Raw genomic sequence first — 21,995 nt, 5'->3', positions numbered from 1 at the left:
TAATTCGGCGATTTTCGCCCGAATTAGAGCATCTATTGCGGGCCAGTTTGCTATATGCCCGCAGTGCGCCGCTAGGGTGGGTATCGACACGGGGTGCTAGGACAATGGGTCCGGCTGAGAGAACACCCGTTGAACCTGTCCGGCTAACACCGGCGAAGGGATGTCCATGAACGGCAGCAGTATGATTTCACCCACGACCACGCCTGCCCCCGCGCCGAGCTCTACGCCTACCCCCGCTTCGACGCTTACGCCTGCCCCCGCGCCGAGCTCTACGCCTACCCCGAGCAACGTTCCCTCATCGCGCTCCGTTCCCTCATCGAGTTCCGTTCCCTCAGCACCGCCTCGGGTACTTAGCATCGCCGGCTCCGATCCCTCCGGAGGCGCGGGTATCCAAGCCGACATCAAGTCGATTTCCGCCATGGGCGGCTACGCAATGACAGCGATCACGGCGTTGACAGTGCAAAACACGCAGGGTGTGCAGAGCGTCCATGTCCCGGATGCCGCCTTTCTCAGTGCCCAGTTGGACTCGTTGTCGGCGGACATTGAGATCGATGCAGTCAAAATTGGCATGTTGCCCACTGCCGATGTCATCCGTGTTGTGGGTGAGTGGTTAGGGCGGGTCCGCCCGGCCGTGGTGGTCCTGGATCCTGTCATGGTGGCCAGCAGCGGTGATTCTCTAGTTGAGCAAGATGCGCGGCTGGCACTTTTGGAATTACTGGACCATGCGCATTTGGTCACGCCGAACTTGCCTGAACTGGGGGTGTTGGTGGGGGAGCCGGAGGCGCAGTCGTGGGAGAGTGCCTTGCTGCAGGGCAAACGGTTGGCTGCTCGGCGGGGAATCCAGGTTCTCGTCAAGGGGGGCCACCTGACTGGGGACGAATGCCCTGACGCTCTGGTGGGACCGCATGGGGCCGTCACAGAGTTGGCGGGTATGAAGATCCTCACGGGCAACACTCACGGTACTGGCTGTTCCCTGTCTTCGGCGCTGGCCACTGTGCAGGTTCGTTCCTTGGATTGGGCCTTGTCCCTCCGCCAGGTAAAGGAGTGGCTGACGCAGGCCTTGGAACACTCAGATGACTTGCAGGTGGGGAAGGGACGCGGACCAGTCAATCACTTTTACTCGCTTTGGTCCACGGCGTCACCGTTACCAGGGGCATTCACGCAGAAACTCTGGGATGATTGCGCACCTGTTCGAGCCGCGATCTTCGAGCTGCCGTTCATCACTGAGCTGGTGCACGGAAGCCTGACGGAAGCTCACTTCGCCTACTACCTGGCCCAAGACGCTAAATACCTCAACGCCTATTCACGCGTTCTGGCACGCGCGGGAGAGCTTGCCCCAACAGAAAACGAACAACGATTCTGGATGGAAGGGGCACACAATGCCTTGGAGGTGGAACTCTCGTTGCACCGAGACTGGCTCAGCGTCCACCCGGTGGATCAAGCGGACGCCATCCGGGCGGAGATGGGACCGGTGACCAAGCACTATGTGGACCATCTGCTGGCTGCTGCTTTTGCTGGTAGCTATGGCGAGGTGGTGGCTGCCGTACTTCCCTGCTACTGGCTTTACGCTGACGTGGCAAGGGTTCTAGCGCCGGAACGTCCCGGGATCGACGGCGGGCATCCTTACGGGCGATGGTTGGACAGCTACGCGGATGAAGCCTTCGCCACCTCCGCCCGTACCGCCGTCGAAATCCTGGACGTGGCAGCGAGGCGAACCAACGCCGCAGACAGGCAGCGGATGGCGTCAGCTTTTGCCTACTCTGCTCAATGCGAGCTGGACTTCTTCGATGCCCCACGGCTGCACTCATGAACATGTTCCGGGCTCTGTGCCAAAAAGTTCGCGCAGCTCGCGAGGCAGACAGTGATTAACGCCACGGAGTAAAAATGAACGTTGCCCGGCGCGTCATTGGAGAAAAACACAGTGGGGGGCCCGCAAGGCGCTAAAGTAATAGCGCACGGTTCCGTTGAACAGGCCAGTGCGGGAAAACTAAGGTGCTCCCGCGTTGGAATTTTGTGGAATGGAACCAGTCTCATTTGCGACTGGAGCAAGAGTTAGCGTATTCTTGATCTTCGGTGCTTACGCCAACACTTAGGGCAACCACTCCATGGTCAGAACTCCATAGAGGTCCACGGCGTTGAGGCACATAAATACTTTGTTATAAACGTCGAGAGAAGTGAGTTCCCCAGTGGTGTACGCGATTGTCCGCGCAGGCGGCCGTCAAGAAAAGGTTTCCGTTGGAGACCACGTGACCATGAACCGCGTCCCCGGTGGAGTTGGCAGCACGCTAGAGCTGCCCGCTTTGCTCTTGGTTGATGGTGAGAAACTCACCACTGCCGCGAAGGACCTGGCTAATGTGAAGGTTACGGCTGAAAAATTGGAGGATCTTCGCGGGCCGAAGATCGTCATCCAGAAGTTCAAGAACAAGACCGGTTACAAGAAGCGTCAGGGCCACCGCCAGGAACTGTCCAAAGTCAAGATCACCTCGATCGCGTAATTACGCGTCTTTCGCACGTAGATCTTCTGTAAACAGTCTTTTAGTCAAAAGGGTAGGCATTTCAAATGGCACATAAAAAGGGTGCGAGTTCCACTCGCAACGGTCGTGATTCAAACGCTCAGTACTTGGGCGTCAAGCGCTTCGGTGGTCAAGTTGTCAAGGCCGGCGAGATCATCGTTCGCCAGCGTGGCACGCACTTCCACCCCGGCGCAGGCGTAGGGATCGGCAAGGATGATACCTTGTTCGCTCTTGACGCTGGAGCCGTGGAATTCGGTCAGCGTCGCGGACGCCGCGTCGTGAACATCGTCGCCGCTGCGGTCTAATACCAAAGCTTTTCTCGTGGAGTGGGCCGCATGGTCCGCTCCACTTGCTTTTAACCGGTTTAGGCTTGCGTGAACCGGATTTTCACCATTACGGGGCATTTTCCCCGAGGACTAGAATGGGCTTGTATCGCGGGCGCTAGTTCCACGCAGTATTAATCAAGGAGATACCATTGGCCAGCTTTGTTGACCGGGTTGTTTTGCATGTATCCGGCGGGAGTGGCGGCCATGGCTGCGTCTCGGTCAAGCGCGAGAAGTTTAAGCCTCTAGGCGGGCCCGACGGCGGTAAGGGCGGCGACGGCGGCAATGTGATCTTGCGCGTCAGCGCACAGACAACCACACTCCTTGACTACCACCATGCACCTCACCGCCACGGTACCAACGGTGGGCCTGGCATGGGCGACTGGCGTGATGGTAAGGCCGGAGAAACCCTCATTCTTGATGTCCCCGACGGCACCGTGGTCAAGGACAAAGAAGGTAATGTCCTAGCCGACCTCGTGGGAGAGGGTTCCGAATACGTCGCTGCCGCTGGTGGCCAAGGCGGACTGGGTAACTCACAGCTGGCATCTCTGAAGCGAAAGGCGCCTGGGTTTGCGCTCCTCGGTGTCGAGGGTGGAGAGCGGGACGTTGTCCTGGAACTGAAATCCATTGCCGATATCGCCTTGGTGGGCTTTCCCTCCGCTGGAAAGTCCAGCTTGATCGCCGCGATGTCCGCGGCTCGGCCCAAGATTGCTGACTATCCGTTCACCACGTTGGTGCCCAACCTTGGGGTGGTGCAATCAGGCGATGTGCGGTTCACGATCGCCGACGTCCCTGGCCTGATAGAAGGGGCAAGTGAAGGAAAAGGCCTAGGACATAACTTCCTGCGTCACGTTGAACGCTGCGCGGCCTTGGTGCATGTTCTTGACTGCGCCACCCTAGAGTCGGAACGGGACCCGATCTCAGATCTTGCAGTGATTGAACGCGAGCTGGATCGCTATGCCGTGGATATGAGTTTTGCCGGGGCCGACGGTGACGTGGTCCCGTTGAACGAACGTCCCAAGCTGGTGGCCCTGAACAAGGTCGATTCTCCCGACGGCCGCGACATGGCCGGGTTCGTCAAGGCAGACCTGGAGTCCCGTGGGTACCGCGTATTTGAAGTTTCCGCGACGAGCCACGAAGGCCTACGACAACTGGGCTTTGCAATGGCGGAGATCGTCCAGGCGGCACGTGCCGCCGTGGCAGCAGCTCCGGCAAGGGCCACTCCTGTTGTCTTGCGGCCTCGGGCAGTGAATGCCACGGCTTTCACTATCCGCCGCGAAGAGAAGAATCTGGAACCGTTGTTCCGCATCCTTGGTGAAAAGCCTCAGCGCTGGGTCAAGCAGACTGACTTCCAAAACGAGGAAGCAATTGGTTACTTGGCGGATCGGTTGGCTAAGGCTGGCGTGGAGACCGGGCTATTCAAGGCTGGTGCCACACCGGGGGACACCGTGGTGATTGGTGAAGACGGTGGCATGGTCTTTGACTGGGAGCCGACCATGATGGGTGGTGCCGAGCATTTGGCTGCTCCTCGCGGCACAGACCTTCGCCTCCTTGATCTAGGCGACCGTCCCACCCGAGCGCAAAAGCGTGAGGAGCAGCAGGACCGACGCGACGCAAAGGCTGCTGCCCGTGCGGAACTAGAATCCGAACGCAAGGCCGGCATTTGGACGGAAACCACCACCCGCAAATATGCGCGTGAGCTTGGAATTAAAGATGATCTAACAGCTGACGGCGGTGCAACGGAGACCGATGAGCGCTAGCTCGGCAGTCCCGGCCTCCGAAAGCGGGACGCGGGCTGATATTGCCACGGCGTCCCGGATTGTTGTCAAAGTTGGGTCATCGTCGCTGACATCAGTGGCAGGGGGGATCTCCGAAATGGCGCTGCACAAGCTGGTGGGAGTCCTGGCTCAACGCCGCCAAGCGGGCACTGAGGTCATCGTTGTCTCCTCGGGTGCCATTGCCGCCGGGCTCCTTCCCCTTGGACTGGTGCGCCGACCCAAGGACTTGGCCACGCAGCAGGCTGCTGCCAGTGTGGGTCAAGGCCTGCTCATGGCCCACTACAACCATGCGTTTTTAGAGCATGGGGTCACTGTCTCACAGGTGTTGCTGACGGCGGAGGACTTGAGCCGACGCCGTCACTACGTCAACGCCCACCGAGCCCTGGAGCGTCTTTTGCACCTTGGTGTGGTGCCGATTGTCAATGAGAACGACACCGTGGCAACTCATGAGATTCGTTTTGGCGATAATGACAGGCTGGCCGCACTCGTGGCGCACCTGATCAAGGCGGATGCTCTGATTCTGCTGTCCGACGTCGACTCCCTCTACGATGGCCCGCCCTCTGCTGGGGCAAGCCGCATTAGCCGTGTGGATTCTCCGGAGGACCTAGAAGGAATTGTTATTGGCGCCGCTGGCAAGGGGGGTCTGGGTACGGGCGGCATGGCGACCAAAGTCCAGGCGGCACTCATTGCAGCCGAGACTGGCATTCCCGCGCTGGTTACTTCAACGGAGAATGCTGCGGCTGCGCTGTCCGGCGAGGATGTGGGGACGTGGTTCAGCATCAACGGCAATAAGCGTCCCGTTCGGCTGCTCTGGCTTGCGCACCTTGCAGATATCCGTGGACGTTTGGTGCTCGACGACGGCGCGGTGCGGGCCGTCCGCGAACGTCACAAATCCTTGCTGCCCGCCGGAATTCTCAGCGTCGCCGGAGACTTTGACGCTGGAGACGCCGTCGAAATAGCTGACACGGCTGGCAACGTCTTCGCCCACGGTCTGGTGAACTACCGGTGTAGTGACCTGCCAGCCATGTTGGGACGTTCCACGAAGGCTCTCGCGAAGGAGTTTGGACGAGAGTATGAGCGTGAAGTGGTCCACGTAGATGACCTGGTGTTGCTCCACCGGTGAGGATGCACGCCGTGGCCTAGACTTGTGCCATGGATGTGGAAACTGTTGAGCAAAGCGATCTAGAAACCTCTGATGCGGGCGCGGAAGTGCTGGCCGTCACGGGTAGGGCCCGTCGTGCGTCGCGCAAATTGGCTGGGGCCAACAGGGCATGGAAAGACAAAGGCCTTCGCGCCATCGCCAAAGCGCTAGTGGGTGCGCAGGCACAAATACTTCTCGCCAATGTCAAGGATGTTGACGCCGGACGCGAAAATGGTACATCCGCAGCCTTGCTGGACCGGCTCACGCTTACCCCTGAACGTATTGCCGGCCTTGCCGGGGCACTGGAAAATCTTGCCACGCTGCCTGACCCGGTAGGCAATGTGGTGCGCGGCCAAACGTTGCCCAACGGTCTGCGCATGCGCCAGATCAATGTGCCCATGGGAGTTGTGGCAGCGATTTACGAAGCCCGGCCCAACGTCACCGTTGATATCGCTGGGCTAGCCATCAAGAGCGGAAACGCCGTGATCCTGCGCGGGGGAACGGCAGCGGCCCACACCAACGAGACTCTATTGGGCATTGTGCGTGACGCCCTGGAAAGTGTGGGGCTTCCCGCGGACGCTGTTCAATCTGTGGACAGGTATGGCCGTGAGGGCGCCAACTTGCTCATGAAGGCTCGCGGCCAGGTGGACGTCCTCATTCCCCGGGGTGGACGGGAATTGATCCAGACTGTGGTCGCCAACGCGGCCGTTCCCGTCATAGAGACCGGGGAGGGAAACGTTCACATCTTCATCGACGCCAGTGCCAAGGAGGAGATGAGCGTAAATATTCTTCTCAACTCCAAAACCCAACGGCCTAGCGTGTGTAACACGGTGGAGACGTTGCTGGTTCACAAGGACGCCACCGTCACGTCGGCCGTGCTCAAGGCATTGGCCGACGCCGGTGTGCGCCTGCACGTGGACGAACGCGTAGCGCTGCTGGTCCCGGCCGGAACTGTCAGTTTTCCTGCCACGGAGGAGGACTGGGCCACTGAATACATGGACTTGGATCTTGCCGTGAAGATGGTGGACTCCCTGCCCGAGGCCATCAAACATATCCGTACCTGGAGTACCGGGCACACCGAAGCCATCCTGACAAACGATCTCGCTAATGCTGAGATGTTCATTGCCGAAGTCGATTCGGCAGCGGTCATTGTCAATGCCAGTACGCGGTTCACCGACGGCGGAGAACTTGGCTTGGGGGCGGAGGTGGGGATTTCAACACAAAAACTACACGCCCGCGGTCCTATGGGATTGAAGGAACTGACCACTACCAAATGGATAGTCCAAGGCGAAGGTCAGGTCCGCGGCTAAGAGTACTGGGCGCACTTTTCGCGTGGCGGGTGTGCCACTGCCGTGGGATACCACGTACCATTAGAGGGAATTCAAGCCACGAACGGCGGGGTACCTTTACCATCGGCCCCGTTCGCCTACCCATAGGGGAGAAATAATGCTGACCCAGCTTGCCGGCGTCGTCCTTGCCGAAGCAGCCGCCCACGAAGAAGCGGCACCGCTGATTGCGCCGCCCCTTGTCATTGGCGCCGTCATGCTGTGCTCGCTACTATTGCTGATGTTTGTCTGTGTGTCCTTCATGAACATGGGAAACCGTCACGCTGCGGTTGAATCATCGGATGACCCCCATAAGCAGCACACCAACAAGCACGGACATCACGAAGATCCGGCGCCTTCCAATCACTAAGACAGAACGCGCAGTACCTGTGAATACGGGTACACGCAATCGTCTCCGGGTTGGAGTCATGGGTGGCACGTTTGATCCGATCCACCATGGACACTTGGTGGCAGCCAGCGAGGTTGCCAGTGTTTTCAAGCTTGATGAGGTCATTTTTGTACCCACGGGAGAGCCGTGGCAAAAGGCTAAGGCCAAAGTCAGTGCTGCGGAACATCGCTACCTGATGACGGTCATCGCCACGGCCGCCAATCCGCGTTTCACCGTTAGTCGGGTGGATATTGACAGGCCCGGACCTACGTTTACAATTGACACGCTGCGGGACTTGAAGCGCCAACGCCCTGAGGCTGACCTCTTTTTCATCACGGGTGCTGACGCCATGGCTCAGATCATGTCCTGGAAAGACAATGAAGAACTGTGGAACCTGGCCCACTTTGTTGGAGTGACACGCCCGGGCCACGTTCTTGATGACATGGGCCGGTCCGACGTAAGTTTGTTGGAAGTACCTGCTATGTCAATCTCGTCGACGGACTGCCGTACCAGGGTCAAAGAGGCGAATCCCGTCTGGTACTTAGTGCCGGATGGCGTAGTGCAATACATTGCAAAATATGGGCTGTACCAACAATTGGACGGCGCCGTGGCAGGAACCATCCTGCCGATGGGTTCAAGTACTGAATGAGTAAGCGATGAGCAAGGAAACGGAACCGGTTCGCAGCCGCAGGGAACTGCGGGAGGCAAAATCGGCACAGACAAATCAAGCTGGGGGCTACCCCTCAGTGCCATATGTTCCTGCCCCGGCGAGTCCGCCAGTTCCCGCGAATCCGCCGTCGCGGCTGGCTGCGGAACCCGTTCCCGGAGCCACTAACGCGCCCCGGCCCGAAGAGTCCGATGTGAACGGTGAATCCGACGCCCATGGGGAATCTGAGCGGACCGGTGAGTCTGAGCGGCACGGGCGCCGCACGCTTTCCGCAACTGCGTCTTCTAGTGTGAAAACTGCCGCCGAGCAGAGCCCGCCCAATGGTGTACCCACCGAGTCGGCTGCGTTGGGAACGGACGGATCTGCTGCGTCCGGAAGTTTGTCCGGACAACAGCGTGAAAGGTCTTCCCAAACTCGTGCCCGCGACCGCGCAGCGCTGCGGGCGTACAAAGACTTAGTGGATTCATCGGCCATACCCGAAGAGCCATTGCCGTCTCGTCGTGCCCTGCGTCAGGCGCAGTTGGAGGCCGAGCGGGCCCCCATCACGAGCGTGAATCCCGTGGTGCCTTTGCCGAAGGGACAGGACCGAAAAGTCGCTGCACCGAAAGACGATGGGTCGGACGCCACTGGCTTCCAGGATGCTGGTCAGGGCGAAGCAGCGCCGAAGGGTGCCACTGTTCATGAAGCTGGTCCATTCGTGAATCCAGCACAAAATCGGGATGGCTCGTCTCCGGCCAAGCCGACAGTCCCAGTTCTCTCACCTGCTGTTGTGGCTGCGGCCACAACCGGCGCGGGAACTGCCGAACCAGTGCGTCAGCGAGCAGGGCGCCGGGCAGCAGCCCCGACCGTACGTCCGGCGCCGTCGCCCCCACCCTCAACGCCACCGCGCTCAGCTGCCCCTTTCTCCCCTGCAGAAGCAGTGACACCAGCGTTGGCAGCGCCAGTTCAGGGGTCAGCTTATGACGCTCTGGACATCGATGACCCGGATACGTCCGGACCAGACTCCGGGGGACAATCGTCACCTGCAGCTTTCGCTGCTGGCTCCCTGCACCCATTTTCAGTTTCGGAGAACGATCTAGCCTTTAGGCTCCCAACACCCGGGCAGGTTAGCCCGAACGTCGACGCGAAGTCCACACCTGCCGTTCCAGCGCCCACAGCACAAGAATTGGCGGCGCTGGCAGAACAACGTGCTCAGTCCGAACGAGCCGCGATCTTAAACCAGCGCGCGCTGGCACGCGAACGGCTCATGGCAGAAAGCGCCAAGAGTCGCCGTCCTGCCGCGGACCCTACGGCAACCAACAATTTGGCCATGGTTACGCCGATGGAATTCGTTGAGGTCCCCGGACAGGACCGCCCCGTCTTGCGCAGGCCAAGTACCACGCATATCCCGATCATCACGAAATCCGGGCCAAAGCTGTCCCCGCGTAAAAATGCCCCTGTCCAAAGTGCCGAGGCTGTCCGCTTTGACGCTGCTCTTTCGCCGCGTCCCACTCACCGTCCGGGAACCGGAAACAGGCCTCTGACTGGAGGGCGTAGCAGCACGCTCAAACGGGCCGAGGCTATGGCTACCGTGGTTGCGCAAGAGCCAGAGGGCACGCAAGCAGCGGTCACGCGTACTCAAATGCCGCCTATGCCTTCCGATTACGCACACGGTCTGGAACCGTTAGATGCAATGACGGCGGGGTTGGGACGCACTCAACGAAACCTGCTCATTCAATGGGGCAGTATTATTCTTGGCGGTGCGGCGTTTATCGTCGGAGCCGTCTTGTTCATCACCAGCCTGAACCACTAGGGCTGGACCAACCAAAGGAACGTTAGTGACCGCAACAGAACACTCCATCGAGGTGGTCCGAGCAGCAGCGCGGGCGGCGTCGGACAAGCTTGCCGACGACTTGATCGCTCTTGATGTCAGCGATCGCTTGGCTATCACGGATATCTTTTTCATCGCCTCGGCCGCCACAGAACGCCAGGTCAACGCCATAGTCGATGGCATTGAAGATGAGCTACACAAATTCGGCATGCGTCCTGTGCGTCGGGAAGGGCGCTCCGGTGGACGCTGGGTACTTTTGGACTACGCCGACATCGTAGTGCACGTACAGCACGAGGAAGACAGGATCTTCTACGCCTTGGAGCGACTGTATGCTGATTGCCCTGTGGTGGATCTAGCGTTGGACGCATCGGATCCTTCCCGTAAGCAGGACTCAGCTGCGGAAACCAGTATTCCGGCGCCGGACGTTCAAGCCCAGTAACTCTTATCATGGTGAAGGAAGGACGATTCCCGTGACGGATCAGGCCATACCGACATCGTCAACGATGATTCCCGCCGGGCTTCCCCGGCGGGTCATTTTTTGGCGCCATGGACGCACGGCGTGGAATGCCAGCGGACGCTTTCAGGGTCAAAGCGATGTACCTCTGGACGACGTTGGCATTGGCCAAGCAGAGCGCGCTGCTAGTCTGCTTGCCGGACGAATGGCGAGTTCGCCCGGTGAGCGATCACTGACTCTGGTGTCCTCTGACCTAACGCGCGCTCTCGATACTGCACGCGCGCTGGCCCGTCTTACGGGGGTGGAACCTGCCGTTGACTCGCGGCTGCGCGAGACGTATGGGGGTACTTGGCAGGGACTGACATTTGCAGAAATCGAGCAACGGTACCCTGCGCAGACGACGCCATGGCAACTTGACGAGCCCCAGGCGCGCGCCGGCGGGGGAGAAACTCGCGTTGAAGTGGCAGTGAGGATGGTTGCGGCCATCTTGGATGCCGTAGCCAAAGTTCCACCGGGTGGCACTTTGGTGGTCACCACTCATGGTGGCTCGACCAGGGTTGCATTGGCAAAACTATTGGGGCTGCCGGAGCACTTATGGCGCACACTCTCAGGACTTTCTAACTGCCACTGGTCTGTGGTGGAACAGTTTCAACCGGTGGATGCCGCTCCAGAGGACTGGTTATGGAGACTCCTTGAACACAACGTGGGAACCTTGCCGGAACCCTTTGAAATCCCCGAAGACCAGGCTCCTCTCGTCGAGGACTAGTCGTGGCCTAGTCGTGGCCTAGGAGACGAATTGTCCGGCGTCATCGCAGTGATTTAGCGATGTTCAGCCTCCGGGCACCCCCGATTTGGTGCCGGACTCAAACGTGTTCTAGGATAGATAAGTTGCTCCGGCCATGACCGACAGGTCTAGGCCGGAATAGTTTGTTTGGGGCTGTGGCGCAGCTGGTAGCGCACCTGCATGGCATGCAGGGGGTCAGGGGTTCGAGTCCCCTCAGCTCCACGAAACACGTAACTGTTGTGAGGTATCTTCAGTATAGTTTTGGGGCTGTGGCGCAGCTGGTAGCGCCCCTGCATGGCATGCAGGGGGTCAGGGGTTCGAGTCCCCTCAGCTCCACGAAATACGTAAGTGTTTTGTGGTATTTTCAGTATAGTTTTGGGGCTGTGGCGCAGCTGGTAGCGCACCTGCATGGCATGCAGGGGGTCAGGGGTTCGAGTCCCCTCAGCTCCACAAATAAGTACTTAGGCAGGGCATGATTGAGGTTGCGTCCGTGACTGGGGCGTGGAAGCAGTGAAAAAGGAGCTACCCGTTGGGGTGGCTCCTTTTGTTTCGCCGGGCAAATAGTGCCGCGGTGCCCACGGAAGTGGAGAAAGAGTGCCAGACTTGTTCCGTGTCCACACCAAAAAGTCCCGTACGCAGTTATGACTCCGTGCTCCAAAGTATTGAAGCTGACCTGAGAGACGGAAAGATCAAGGTGGGGGACCAACTGCCCGGGGAGAGGGTCTTGGCACAGAAGCACGGCATCTCCCGTGCTTCTGTGAGGGACGCCATTAGGATCTTGGATGTCATGGGAGTGGTGCACACTGCAGCGGGATCCGGGCCGCGATCGGGCGCCGTCGTCATCGCGAACCCCAGTGCGGGGCTGTCCTCAACTCTGCGCCTACACATGGCCACAAGTCACTTTCCCGTTTCCGACGTAGTCCAGACCCGCATCATGATGGAAACATGGGCAGCGGTCGAATCTGCTGGGTGTGAACACGCCCCCGCTGACTTCGCTCAACTGGAGTCCCTTTTGGAAGCCATGGCCGCTCCGACTTTAGATCGAGAAGTATTTCACGCTCTGGACGCCCAGTTCCACGTACTGCTCAGCTCGCTGGCAAAAAATGCTGTAATCACGGCGTTGATGGAATCCCTTCGCACGGCGGTGCAGAGTTATGTCAGTGATGCCATTGACAGTGACGAGATGTGGGAGAAGATCGTCCCAACTCTTCGCGAGCAGCATCAGGATATCTACGCAGCCGCTTGCAAGCATGACGGTGCTGGGACGGCGGCGGCGCTCCGAGAGCACATCGAATGGTTCCACTCTCAAACCCATCCCATGTCATGAGGTGTCCATGTAACAGTGGGGATGTGTATCAAGCGTGTTGTGGACGTTTTCTGGACGGTGATGCGAATGCGCCTACTGCTGTGGCATTGATGCGCTCGCGCTACACGGCCTTTGTGATGGGTAACGCCGATTATTTGTTGAGTACTTGGCATCCTGACACGCGTCCGAAACAGCTGGAACTAGACCCGGAGCAGACGTGGCTCGGATTAGTCATCACGGATTCATTCGATGGCGGCCCCTGGGACAAGGACGGGGTTGTTGTCTTCACGGCTCATTACCGTCACAACGGAGCGAGGGGGAGCATGACTGAGACCAGCAAGTTTATCCGTCTGCGCAAACAATGGCTGTACGTCGCGGCAGGGTCAGTGGGCTAGCCCACTGACCCTGCCGCCAGGCAATAAAGCCGTGAACTAGTCTTCCTTTGTCGCTGCCCCAGGTTCTGCACGTTCAGCCAATGCACGCCTGGCGTACAAAACGTCACCAATGAACCAGTCGTAGATGAAGATGCCTACGACGCCACCAATGAGGGGCCCAACGATCGGTACCCAGAAGTACCAACTGAAAGCCCCATCCACGGTGCCAGGTAACGCAACATCGCCCCACCCAGCCATCCAGGCAAAGAGACGCGGGCCGAAGTCGCGGGCTGGGTTGATGGCATATCCGGCGTTGGCTCCAAAAGACATCCCGATTGCTGCTACGGCAAAGCCAATGATCAGTGGACCGAGGTTGGCTTGGACCGCCAGATTACGCATGTCGATGATGGCAGCAATCAGTAACACCAAAAACGCGGTGCCAACTATTTGGTCAACGAGTGGAATTGTCATGTTGCCGTGGAAGTAGGGGGCGGGGAAGGTCGCGAAGATCGAGAAGGTGGCTAAACCTCCCGGCTCATTTCTCTGCGTTTTTGAAGCAGCATTGAAGGCGTCAATGGCGTTGTAGTACACCACATACAAGAGCGCTGCGGCTGCGAACGCTCCTACTACCTGAGCTGCGATGTAAGGCAGAACCTTGTTCCAGGCAAACTTACGGCGTACTGCAAAGGCGAGCGTCACGGCCGGGTTTAGGTGTGCTCCCGTGACTCCACCCGCAACGTAGACGCCCATGGCGACTGCCAGCGCCCATCCCCACGTGATCAAGAGCCAGTCTCCGGCTGCCATAAAGATCGTCGTGTCCGTCGCCGCACGTCCACTTCCCGGCAATGCCGCAACTGCCATGGCAACAACACCGTCACCAAAACAAATCAAAACAAAGGTCCCAAGAAACTCGCCCATCACCTCGCCCCAGAGGCCTCCCAAACCCTTGAGGCCGCTGCCGTTACGCACAGCATTCCTTAGTGGAGAAATTTCACTCATGACGATCCCTAGAGTCGTCGATGACGGCGACGTCGCAATTGACTATTAGTGACTACCCCGATTCTAGAACTGAAGTGATCTGCTGCACATGCTTTTTTACTCATATCTTTTGACGGTATGGAGTAGCTTCTTCGAGGGAGCGGGTCAGGACAGGGAAATGAATCGAGGAGGCTAAACTTTGACGGACTCCCTACAGCTGGGGATGGATGAAAGGGCCTGATGAACGGCATGGAAAAACCTGGCAACGTACGCACATCGCCGGAGAACTTTGACTTCTCTTTATTGCGCCGTTTTCCGGACATCGAAGCGCAGAATCTTTTCGCACATGACGCCACCGACGAATTGATTTTGGCGGAGGCATACGATGCCATAGCCGCACTTGCGCACAGCACTGATCCTGCCCACGTGGCAGTGGTGGGGGATCGTTATGGGGCGCTGAGCCTTGGGGCAGCAAAAGTCCATGGGATCACCGGCATCAAGGTCCATCAGGATGCGTATTCCGGCGAGCTTGCACTTGCGGCAAACTCGGCTCGACTAGGCATGGACGGCGTGTATGAGTCTCTACCGCTGTGTGGGAAGGTTTTTGCAGGTGCCCAGGTGGTGCTCTGGCAGTTACCTCGCGGCCTTGACGAAGTGGCGGAGGTGGCGGCACTGATTGCCTCCCACGCGTCACCATCCGTAAAAGTGTTCGCCGGCGGGAGGGTGAAGCACATGACACTTGCCATGAACGAAGTGCTGGCCGCAAACTTTGATTCCGTGGTACCCGGCCGTGCCTGGCGAAAGTCGCGCCTACTGGTGACGAGTGGGTTGGTGCATCCGTCGGCGACGTCGGCGACGACGTCCGAGCTCACGTTTCCGCGCAAGGATTTTAACGCCGACCTGGGGCTTTGGCTATGCGCGCACGGAGCAGTTTTCGGTGGTACCAAACTTGATCTGGGAACGCGCTTCCTGCTTAGCTTTGAGCCGCAGATGAGGCAAAGCGCGTCAACCGCGATTGATCTGGGGTGTGGAAATGGCAGCATTGCGGCTTTTTTGGCAACGGCACGTCCCGGACTTCAGCTGATCGCCACTGACCAATCAGCGGCTGCCATAGCCTCCACCATTGCCACCGCGGAAGCCAATGGGTTGACGGATCGCATCGTTACGTTCCGCGACGATGCCTTGGCGGGGTTTGCGAACGCATCAGCGGACTTGGTGGTGCTCAATCCGCCTTTTCACGTTGGTGCTGCGGTCCACGCGGGTATTGCCTTGAAGCTCTTCGATGCAGCAGCGCGTGTTTTGGCGCCGCAGGGTGAGCTCTGGACCGTCTACAACCGCCATCTTGACTACCGCGCACAGCTGGAAAATAGGGTCGGTCCTACGGCGATCGTGGGCCAGAACAGTAAATTTACTGTGTCGGTTTCGCGACGAACGCGGGGCTAATTGTGGAGGAGTACGGCACGCCGTTGCCGCACCTCTCGCAGGAGCACAGGTTTGCAAGGTAATCTGACAGCAGAACCCCGGACATGTGGATTGGGTTTCATAGACTTTCTCAAGGAGTAAACGTTGGGTGTTCCCCCTATTGGCCTAGCGCAACGGCATCGTGGCACGAACCTACCAAAAATGGGGGATTTCAACCAAGCCGTCATTTTGGATTCAATTCGTCGGTCCGAGGCGGGACTAAGCCGAGTGGAATTGGCCGGCTCGGCAGGGTTGGCAGCACAAACTGTCTCTAACATCTGCCGCCGTCTTCTTGATACAGGGCTGATTATGGAAGCGGGCAAAGAAACGTCCGGTCCGGGCAAGCCTCGTACCATTCTCCGGTTAGATCCCAAAGGCATGTTCGCTGTGGGTGTGCATATTGATCCAGCAACGACTAGCTTTGCCATCGTGGACGCCATCGGCACTGTTCTGCTAGCTCGCGAAATACCTACAGACTTGGCCGGTCCTCCCGATGCCGCGGTTGGGGCCATGGGTGGAATAATTCGAACCCTCATCACGGAGTCGGGAGTCGAACAAGGCCGTATAGCTGGAGTCGGTGTGGCAACGCCCGGACCAGTGGATGCCGCCAGCGGAGCTGTCGTGGCACCACCCCATATGCCCGGCTGGAACAGGGTGTTTTTACGGGATATCCTTGCCGAGGAAACGGGCCTTCCCGTGGTCATGGACAAGGACGTTACAGCGGCGGCCGTAGCTGAGCTGTGGACTGGTACTACAGGTTGCGCAAGTAACTTCATTTACGTCTATATGGGCACCGGCATTGGTGCCGGTCTGGTTTTGGGCGACGAGGTGGTCCGAGGATCTTCAGGCAACGTGGGGGAGATCGGGCACATCATCACCGATCCAGATGGACCAGAATGTGACTGTGGACGGCGTGGCTGCGTCAAAGTCACGTGTATGCCGCAGACTCTACTGGCGGAGGCTCGTAGCCTGGGACTGTTACCCCCCGCTGAATCCCCAAACCCGGTGGCCAGACCGGATGAGCTAGCGCTCTTGGCGCAGCTGGCGGCCGACGGCGACGAGCAAGCTACCGGAATTCTCACCCGCTCCGCAGCGCGCATGTCCGGCGCGGTATCGGCCTTGACGAATCTATTAGACGTGGATCAAGTTGTCTTCGGGGGACCGTTCTGGCCAGCACTTTCAGAAATCTATTTGGCGGAAGTGCCGGGCCATTTGGAACGCTACAGTGTGACCAACGACGTCCACTCGGTGAGCGTAGTGGGGACCAGGGTTTGCACGGGTGAAGAAGCCTTCGGTGCCGCATGCCTGGTCATGGAAAAGACCTTTGGTCCGAGCGCTGGCCAGCTACTCTTGGATCCCAAACCACAGCGCTGATTCTAGGCACACCGGCGAAGTCTGTTCCTTTTGTCTGCGCAGCGGCGAAAAGGACTATGGGAAGTTCTCCCCATTGCAACTCACCGCTTTATTGGATGAACTGGTCAGGAACACTAAAGGCACTAAACGCTGTGCCGTGCCGTGGAAAGGCCAAGAGAATTGCTGAAAGCTAGCATCACATCCCGGATAGATCTCGCTGAACTGTCCCGGGTGCAACAAATCGTAGGTAGCATTTCTCGTAGTTTTGAAGCGAAAGTAGTGGGACAGACGCGGCTGCGTGAAACACTGCTAATCTCCTTGCTCACAGGGGGCCATGTTCTGCTTGAATCGGTGCCCGGGTTAGCCAAAACAACGGCGGCGCAGACCCTTGCTGATTCCATCAGCGCAGCTTTTCACCGCATTCAGTGCACCCCGGACCTCCTGCCCAGCGACATCGTGGGAACCCAGATATACGACGCTTCCCACGGCACTTTTCAAACTCAGCTGGGGCCGGTGCACGCCAACATCGTCTTACTTGATGAGATCAACCGTTCCAGCGCCAAAACACAGTCGGCAATGTTGGAGGCCATGCAGGAGAGACAAACCACCATTGGTGGTCAAAACTATCCTCTACCGTCACCGTTCATGGTCCTTGCCACGCAGAACCCCATCGAGCAGGAGGGCACGTACCAGTTGCCCGAAGCCCAGATGGATAGATTTATGCTCAAGGAAGTCCTTGACTACCCCAGCCCTGTGGAGGAAGCGGAGATGATCCGGCGTATCGATGCCGGTGTGTATTCCGCGGAGGCCACTCCCACTGCGGTGGCCGGGCTGGATGACGTTCGCATGATTCAACGCGTAGTCAAGAACGTCTACCTTGATCCGGCTCTCATCCACTACATCGTGGGCTTGGTGTACGTCACTCGCCATGCACAAAAATATATTGACCCGTCGTTGGCCGCTCTCATAGAGTTCGGAGCGAGCCCTCGGGCCAGTATCGCTTTCACCCAGGCAGCGCGCGCATTGGCGCTTCTGCAGGGCAGGGACCATGTGATTCCGGAAGATATCAAGGCGCTGGCAGCCCGGGTGTTGCGGCACCGGATCATTCTTGGCTTCGAGGCGGTAGCGGAGAATATTGCGGTGGAAACCGTTATTGATGCCATCGTCGCTTCAGTTCAGACGCCATAGGAAGCCGTGCCCTCACTTTTGACCGCAGTGAAGTCGAAGATGTTTATCGCGGCACACCGTAAGGCACGCGGCATGCTGGACGGGGAATACGCGTCCGTCTTCCGAGGGCACAGTTTAGACTTTGATGACCTCCGCGCTTACGTGCCAGGAGACGCTGTCCGTGACATCGATTGGAAGGCAAGCGCCCGTGTTGGTGCTCCGCTGATTAAACGGTACGTGGCAACGCGCAGACAGCAGGTCCTTTTTGTCGCTGACACCGGCCGGAACATGGCTGCACTCGCTAAAGGCGGAGAATCGAAAAAAGACATTGCCGTCATGGTTATCGGAGTGATCGGAACGCTAGCTCTCAACCATGGAGATTCGGTTTCCTTGATCCATGGTGACGAGCGCGGCACGCAGGCCATGCCAGCACAAGGCACGGAAAGTCATCTTGAAACCTTGCTGCGCCGCGTCGATTCCACGGCAGTCCTCACGGCAGGGCAAAGTAGCCTGAGCGCCCAGTTGGAATATGCTGCCTCCCATGTCAAACGGCACACGCTGATGGTGGTGCTTGCCGACGACGAACAGATAAACGCCCGGTCTGCCAAAGTGCTGCGCAGGCTTGCGGCGCAGCATGAGATCCTATGGATTCACATTGAAGACGCAGAACTCGCAGGCGTTGATGCCCTTGCCGGCGTCAGCTACGACGTGGCTGACTTTTCCCCGGTACTCAGCGCGCTTGCCGGTGATCCGGAATTGGCAAGAGATTATGCATACGCCGTCGCGGAGAGGTCAAACAGGCGTTCTGAGGTGCTTCGATCAAACCGCATAGCCATGGCAGGAATAGGTCATACGGAGCAAGTGATGGGTCGTATCTTTGCGCTCCTGGAACGGCACCGCCGTGCTCGTTAGGACAAGTGCGGCTCCGGGGGATTTCTACGCACCTGTGAGCTACTCGATCTGGTGGCCGATACTCGGCACTGCGCTGATCTTGCTGTGTCTTGGCTGGGTGGGGTGGGTGTGGCTCTCCACCCGAGCTAGCAATCATGCCGATATTCCAGGTTTCATCCCCTCGCGGACTCGGGACACGATTCAACGGAAGTACTTGGCACTGATTGACAGTGTTCAGGACGGGTACGACGCCGGACGCTTAGGTGAGCGGGAGAGTCACCGTGAGCTTAGCGCGGCGGTGCGGTCGTTTGTCTTTGAGATGACGGGTATCAAGGCTGCAAACATGACCTTGGCGGAATTGCGCCAGCGGCAACTACCGCTAGTCGCTGAGGCAGTCGCCGGGTTTTATCCGGGCGAATTTGCTCCGAATATTAGCTCCGGGCCAGACGGACAAGCATACGTTGGCGCATCAGCCAACGCTGCTAGGACTGTGGTGGCAACTTGGAGTTGAAATTCTGGTGGATACTTCCCCTAGGAATCGCTGGCATGATCATGGTGGTGCTACTGGTGTGGCGCCGCACCCATAAGGCAAACACGGCTGTACCCGTGGCACATGCCGACAGACTGACCTCTCTTCCCCGCTACCAAAAAGCGCTTGCCGCACAAAAGAAGTGGTTGGCCGTAGCAGTGGCGAGCCTGCTCTTGATGGCCGGTGCCCTGTTGGTGGCGGCAGCACGTCCGGTGCAAGAAACGAACCATATCCCGCAGACGAGCAATCGCGACATCATTTTGTGTCTGGATGTTTCCGGTTCCATGATGGACACTGACGAAGAAATCGTAGATAACTTTTCTGAACTTGTCACCGAATTCAAGGGTGAAAGGATTGCCCTGACGATCTTTGACGCCACGGCCGTGCAAGTCTTTCCCCTGACCGACGATTACGACTTTGTGGCAGAGCAACTGAAAATCGCAAAAAACGCCATGAATATTGACAGCGGCAATTTCGACTTCTTTGACGGAACCTATGAGGTCCCCGGTTCCTCGCTGATAGGTGACGGCCTGGCCAGCTGTGTGAGCGGATTCCCTCAAGAAGCAGGGGTTCAACGCTCACGCTCGGTTGTCTTTGCCACGGACAATATGCTGGCAGGACACCCTCTCTTGACGCTCCCGGAAGCGGCCAGCCTGGCCAAGACCGGCCACATACGGGTCTACTCCCTCAACCCAAACGACTACAGCACCGATAGCTATCCTGATCAGATTGCGACGGAACTAAAGGTCGCCTCCGAGTCAACTGGTGGAGCCTACTATCCGCTTAAAAGTGATTCTGCCGTGAAATCAATTGTAAAGAAAGTGCAGGACACGGAAGCTGCCAAGCTCAAGGGAGCACCGCTTAAAACGGTTGTGGATCAACCAGCAGTACCGCTGGGACTGGCCATGTTGGGACTGCTGGGATTGGGAGCGGCAACGTTGAAGGTGCGTCCATGACATTGCTGCCTATCCTTCCATCGTGGCTGTTCTGGCCGCTCACTGTCATATTGCTTGCCGGGGCAATCATTCTGCTGGTTCGGGCACGGTCCGCCTCCCGGTGGCGCTACGCGGCGCTGGTCCTTCTGGTAGTTATGGCGGGTGCCCGCCCTGGGCTCCCTGGGGGGTCTGCTGCCGTGGCGAACTCGGATCTGAATGTCTTCTTTGTGGTTGACACCTCCGCGAGCTCCGGCGCTGGTGACTACGACGGAACCAAACTACGCCTGGCAGGAATGCAGGATGACATCAACAAAATGGCAACCGAGCTTGCGGGCGCCCGGTTTTCACTCATCAGCTTTGACAGCAAGGCCAAGGTGGTCCTGCCCTTGACAACAGACGCCACAGCCCTGCGGACATTGACAGAGGTGATGAGGCCGCAAGCAAGCTACTCGTCCCAAGGCAGCAGCATCAGCGTCGCCAAAGACGTCTTGGCCGAACGTTTAGAGGCCGCAGCAAAAACGCATCCGGAGCGTCCGCGATTAGTGTTTTACTTAGGCGATGGTGAGCAAACGGCCGCGCAGGCGCCTGCTCCTTTTACCGCCGGTGTCCAACTCATCGACGGTGGTGCAGTACTGGGGTACGGTACATCTGGCGGCGCCAAGATGCACGATTTCAGCCTGGGTACTGATGACCCCACAGGCTACATCATCGATAGGAGCACCCCTGAGCGCAGCCCAGCGGTCTCCGTTATAGACGAGAAATCGCTGCGGGGAATCGCTGGTCAATTGGGCGTTCCTTATACGCACCGTGTGAAGCCAGGCGATATTGCTGCAACTCTGGTCGATGCGGCGCCGAAGGTAAGTTCGTCTACGTCCAGCGAGCAGGCAGGCAAGGGGCGCATCGAATTTTTTTGGATTATGGCGGTTGGCGCTTTCGGGCTGGCACTGTGGCAACTCCGAGATTCTGGGCGCGCCCTGACTCAGCTACGCACTGTGCAAAAGGGTGAACGATGAGAGCGAACAGCAATGCTGACACGGTTCACGGACGGGCACGCAGTACCGCGGCGCTCAGACGGCGCCGACGGCTACTGCTGGGCTCACTTCCGGTACTCCTCGTGGTACTTTTGGTGGCCATAAAGCTGCTCAGCCTTCCCGTCTTCGCCAGCCAGGGAGCCCAGAGTTTCGCCAAGAACGACGGCGACGGGGTGGGTCGGGCCGCACAGGGAATGGGTGTGTTGAACATCGTCGAGGGTTGGAAAGCGCCATTTGCACTAGGTGATGGGTACGCTCTCCGAGGGGACTTTGGCTCCGCACGTACACAGTTCCTCAAGGCGCTGGGGGGCGTCAGTGCCAAGGAATCCTGCAAAGTGCGCGTGAACCTGGTACTCAGTGTGGAAAAGTTGGGCGATGCAAAAGGTGAAGCAAAGGATACTGCTGGCGCTGACGCTTTCTACAAGGAAGGTACGGATATTATCCAAGCCGCCCCTCCAGGTTGCTTCGCACCAGAAAGCGAATCCAATCAGAATGGCGAAGGGGATCAGCTTAAGGCGGCTAAGGAACGCCTGGAAGCGAAACAAAAACCAGAAGACTTATCCAAGACCAACACGCCAGACGAGGATGCCAAGGCGCCTGAGGAAGCTAAGACGCCGGCGCAAAGCAAGCTGGATCAGCTTCAGGAGCGCGGGAAGAACGCGCAGCAGGAACGCAGCAAGAGCGGGAGCCTGAAAGATAACTTCTCCGACGCACCGCCGAAGCCCTACGCCAAGCCTTGGTAGGCGGCCCTTCGCGTTGCTACTTAAGGATGAATCGCCAACTAATT

The 21,995-nt window shown here is 58.4% G+C and carries 22 protein-coding genes, 3 tRNA genes and 1 riboswitch; of the genes, 24 read left to right on the top strand and 1 reads right to left on the bottom strand.

What is annotated here, in order from left to right:
• Window positions 1-79 precede the first annotated feature (79 nt).
• A riboswitch (TPP riboswitch) is annotated at window positions 80-178 on the top strand.
• The 16 genes from thiD (at window position 167) to LOH53_RS09220 (ending at window position 12,884) form a co-directional block, all read left to right on the top strand.
• A complete protein-coding gene (gene thiD, locus LOH53_RS09295; RefSeq protein WP_230067456.1) occupies window positions 167-1,810 on the top strand; it encodes a bifunctional hydroxymethylpyrimidine kinase/phosphomethylpyrimidine kinase in 1,644 nt (547 codons plus the stop codon). It overlaps the preceding riboswitch by 12 nt.
• A 376-nt stretch (window positions 1,811-2,186) precedes the next feature.
• The gene (gene rplU, locus LOH53_RS09290; RefSeq protein WP_230067527.1) at window positions 2,187-2,495 is read left to right on the top strand and encodes a 50S ribosomal protein L21; all 309 of its coding nucleotides are present in this window, start codon (window positions 2,187-2,189) and stop codon (window positions 2,493-2,495) included.
• A 65-nt stretch (window positions 2,496-2,560) separates the two neighbouring features.
• Complete coding sequence (gene rpmA / locus LOH53_RS09285) at window positions 2,561-2,818, top strand: 50S ribosomal protein L27 (protein WP_113718066.1); 258 nt, start codon at window positions 2,561-2,563, stop codon at window positions 2,816-2,818.
• Window positions 2,819-2,988: 170 nt separating this feature from the next.
• Entirely contained in the window at window positions 2,989-4,596 is a 1,608-nt protein-coding gene (gene obgE, locus LOH53_RS09280) for a GTPase ObgE (protein WP_230067455.1), read from the top strand.
• Window positions 4,586-5,737, top strand: coding sequence for a glutamate 5-kinase (gene proB, locus LOH53_RS09275; RefSeq protein ID WP_230067454.1), 1,152 nt, complete (start codon window positions 4,586-4,588; stop codon window positions 5,735-5,737). The genes obgE and proB overlap by 11 nt, the downstream gene beginning before the upstream one ends.
• A gap of 29 nt (window positions 5,738-5,766) precedes the next feature.
• The gene (locus tag LOH53_RS09270) at window positions 5,767-7,065 is read left to right on the top strand and encodes a glutamate-5-semialdehyde dehydrogenase (RefSeq protein ID WP_230067453.1); all 1,299 of its coding nucleotides are present in this window, start codon (window positions 5,767-5,769) and stop codon (window positions 7,063-7,065) included.
• A gap of 136 nt (window positions 7,066-7,201) precedes the next feature.
• Window positions 7,202-7,450, top strand: coding sequence for a hypothetical protein (locus tag LOH53_RS09265; protein ID WP_230067452.1), 249 nt, complete (start codon window positions 7,202-7,204; stop codon window positions 7,448-7,450).
• A complete protein-coding gene (gene nadD, locus LOH53_RS09260) occupies window positions 7,383-8,117 on the top strand; it encodes a nicotinate-nucleotide adenylyltransferase (RefSeq protein WP_268251067.1) in 735 nt (244 codons plus the stop codon). Before LOH53_RS09265 ends, nadD begins: the two co-directional genes overlap by 68 nt.
• A gap of 7 nt (window positions 8,118-8,124) precedes the next feature.
• Window positions 8,125-9,927, top strand: a complete 1,803-nt coding sequence (locus LOH53_RS09255; RefSeq protein WP_230067451.1) for a hypothetical protein — start codon at window positions 8,125-8,127, stop codon at window positions 9,925-9,927.
• 25 nt (window positions 9,928-9,952) lie between these two features.
• Window positions 9,953-10,384 (top strand): ribosome silencing factor, encoded by a 432-nt coding sequence (gene rsfS, locus LOH53_RS09250; RefSeq protein WP_230067450.1) that lies wholly within the window; start codon window positions 9,953-9,955, stop codon window positions 10,382-10,384.
• A 31-nt stretch (window positions 10,385-10,415) separates the two neighbouring features.
• The gene (locus LOH53_RS09245) at window positions 10,416-11,165 is read left to right on the top strand and encodes a histidine phosphatase family protein (protein WP_230067449.1); all 750 of its coding nucleotides are present in this window, start codon (window positions 10,416-10,418) and stop codon (window positions 11,163-11,165) included.
• Window positions 11,166-11,332: 167 nt separating this feature from the next.
• Window positions 11,333-11,405: transfer RNA gene (locus LOH53_RS09240), tRNA-Ala, on the top strand.
• A 41-nt stretch (window positions 11,406-11,446) separates the two neighbouring features.
• Window positions 11,447-11,519 (top strand) — tRNA-Ala (locus LOH53_RS09235).
• Window positions 11,520-11,560: 41 nt separating this feature from the next.
• Window positions 11,561-11,633 (top strand) — tRNA-Ala (locus tag LOH53_RS09230).
• Window positions 11,634-11,793: 160 nt separating this feature from the next.
• Complete coding sequence (locus tag LOH53_RS09225; protein ID WP_230067448.1) at window positions 11,794-12,510, top strand: FadR/GntR family transcriptional regulator; 717 nt, start codon at window positions 11,794-11,796, stop codon at window positions 12,508-12,510.
• The gene (locus LOH53_RS09220; protein WP_268251066.1) at window positions 12,477-12,884 is read left to right on the top strand and encodes a YchJ family protein; all 408 of its coding nucleotides are present in this window, start codon (window positions 12,477-12,479) and stop codon (window positions 12,882-12,884) included. The genes LOH53_RS09225 and LOH53_RS09220 overlap by 34 nt, the downstream gene beginning before the upstream one ends.
• 36 nt (window positions 12,885-12,920) lie before the next feature.
• On the opposite strand, the gene LOH53_RS09215 is transcribed toward LOH53_RS09220, so the two are convergent.
• Window positions 12,921-13,862: an MIP/aquaporin family protein gene (locus tag LOH53_RS09215; RefSeq protein WP_230067446.1), complete on the bottom strand. Its 942-nt coding sequence runs from the start codon at window positions 13,860-13,862 to the stop codon at window positions 12,921-12,923.
• A gap of 219 nt (window positions 13,863-14,081) precedes the next feature.
• Between LOH53_RS09215 and LOH53_RS09210 the strand changes: the two genes are divergently transcribed.
• The 8 genes from LOH53_RS09210 (at window position 14,082) to LOH53_RS09175 (ending at window position 21,951) form a co-directional block, all read left to right on the top strand.
• Window positions 14,082-15,284, top strand: coding sequence for a class I SAM-dependent methyltransferase (locus tag LOH53_RS09210; RefSeq protein ID WP_326832760.1), 1,203 nt, complete (start codon window positions 14,082-14,084; stop codon window positions 15,282-15,284).
• Between the two features lie 180 nt (window positions 15,285-15,464).
• Window positions 15,465-16,676: an ROK family transcriptional regulator gene (locus LOH53_RS09205; protein WP_230067445.1), complete on the top strand. Its 1,212-nt coding sequence runs from the start codon at window positions 15,465-15,467 to the stop codon at window positions 16,674-16,676.
• Window positions 16,677-16,835: 159 nt separating this feature from the next.
• A complete protein-coding gene (locus LOH53_RS09200; RefSeq protein WP_230067444.1) occupies window positions 16,836-17,843 on the top strand; it encodes an AAA family ATPase in 1,008 nt (335 codons plus the stop codon).
• Window positions 17,844-17,849: 6 nt separating this feature from the next.
• Window positions 17,850-18,734 (top strand): DUF58 domain-containing protein, encoded by an 885-nt coding sequence (locus LOH53_RS09195; RefSeq protein ID WP_230067443.1) that lies wholly within the window; start codon window positions 17,850-17,852, stop codon window positions 18,732-18,734.
• On the top strand, window positions 18,724-19,224 hold the full coding sequence (locus LOH53_RS09190) for a hypothetical protein (protein WP_230067442.1): 501 nt from the start codon (window positions 18,724-18,726) through the stop codon (window positions 19,222-19,224). The genes LOH53_RS09195 and LOH53_RS09190 overlap by 11 nt, the downstream gene beginning before the upstream one ends.
• Window positions 19,215-20,198, top strand: coding sequence for a vWA domain-containing protein (locus LOH53_RS09185; protein ID WP_230067441.1), 984 nt, complete (start codon window positions 19,215-19,217; stop codon window positions 20,196-20,198). The genes LOH53_RS09190 and LOH53_RS09185 overlap by 10 nt, the downstream gene beginning before the upstream one ends.
• Window positions 20,195-21,190 (top strand): vWA domain-containing protein, encoded by a 996-nt coding sequence (locus LOH53_RS09180; protein ID WP_230067440.1) that lies wholly within the window; start codon window positions 20,195-20,197, stop codon window positions 21,188-21,190. The genes LOH53_RS09185 and LOH53_RS09180 overlap by 4 nt, the downstream gene beginning before the upstream one ends.
• The gene (locus LOH53_RS09175; protein WP_230067439.1) at window positions 21,187-21,951 is read left to right on the top strand and encodes a hypothetical protein; all 765 of its coding nucleotides are present in this window, start codon (window positions 21,187-21,189) and stop codon (window positions 21,949-21,951) included. The genes LOH53_RS09180 and LOH53_RS09175 overlap by 4 nt, the downstream gene beginning before the upstream one ends.
• Window positions 21,952-21,995 lie beyond the last annotated feature (44 nt).

It is taken from the genome of Arthrobacter cryoconiti (genome assembly GCF_020905375.1).
Classification (GTDB): Bacteria; Actinomycetota; Actinomycetes; order Actinomycetales; family Micrococcaceae; genus Specibacter; species Specibacter cryoconiti.
The sequence above is the reverse complement of the archived record's forward strand: the minus strand, read 5'-3'. Positions and strand labels throughout refer to the sequence as shown.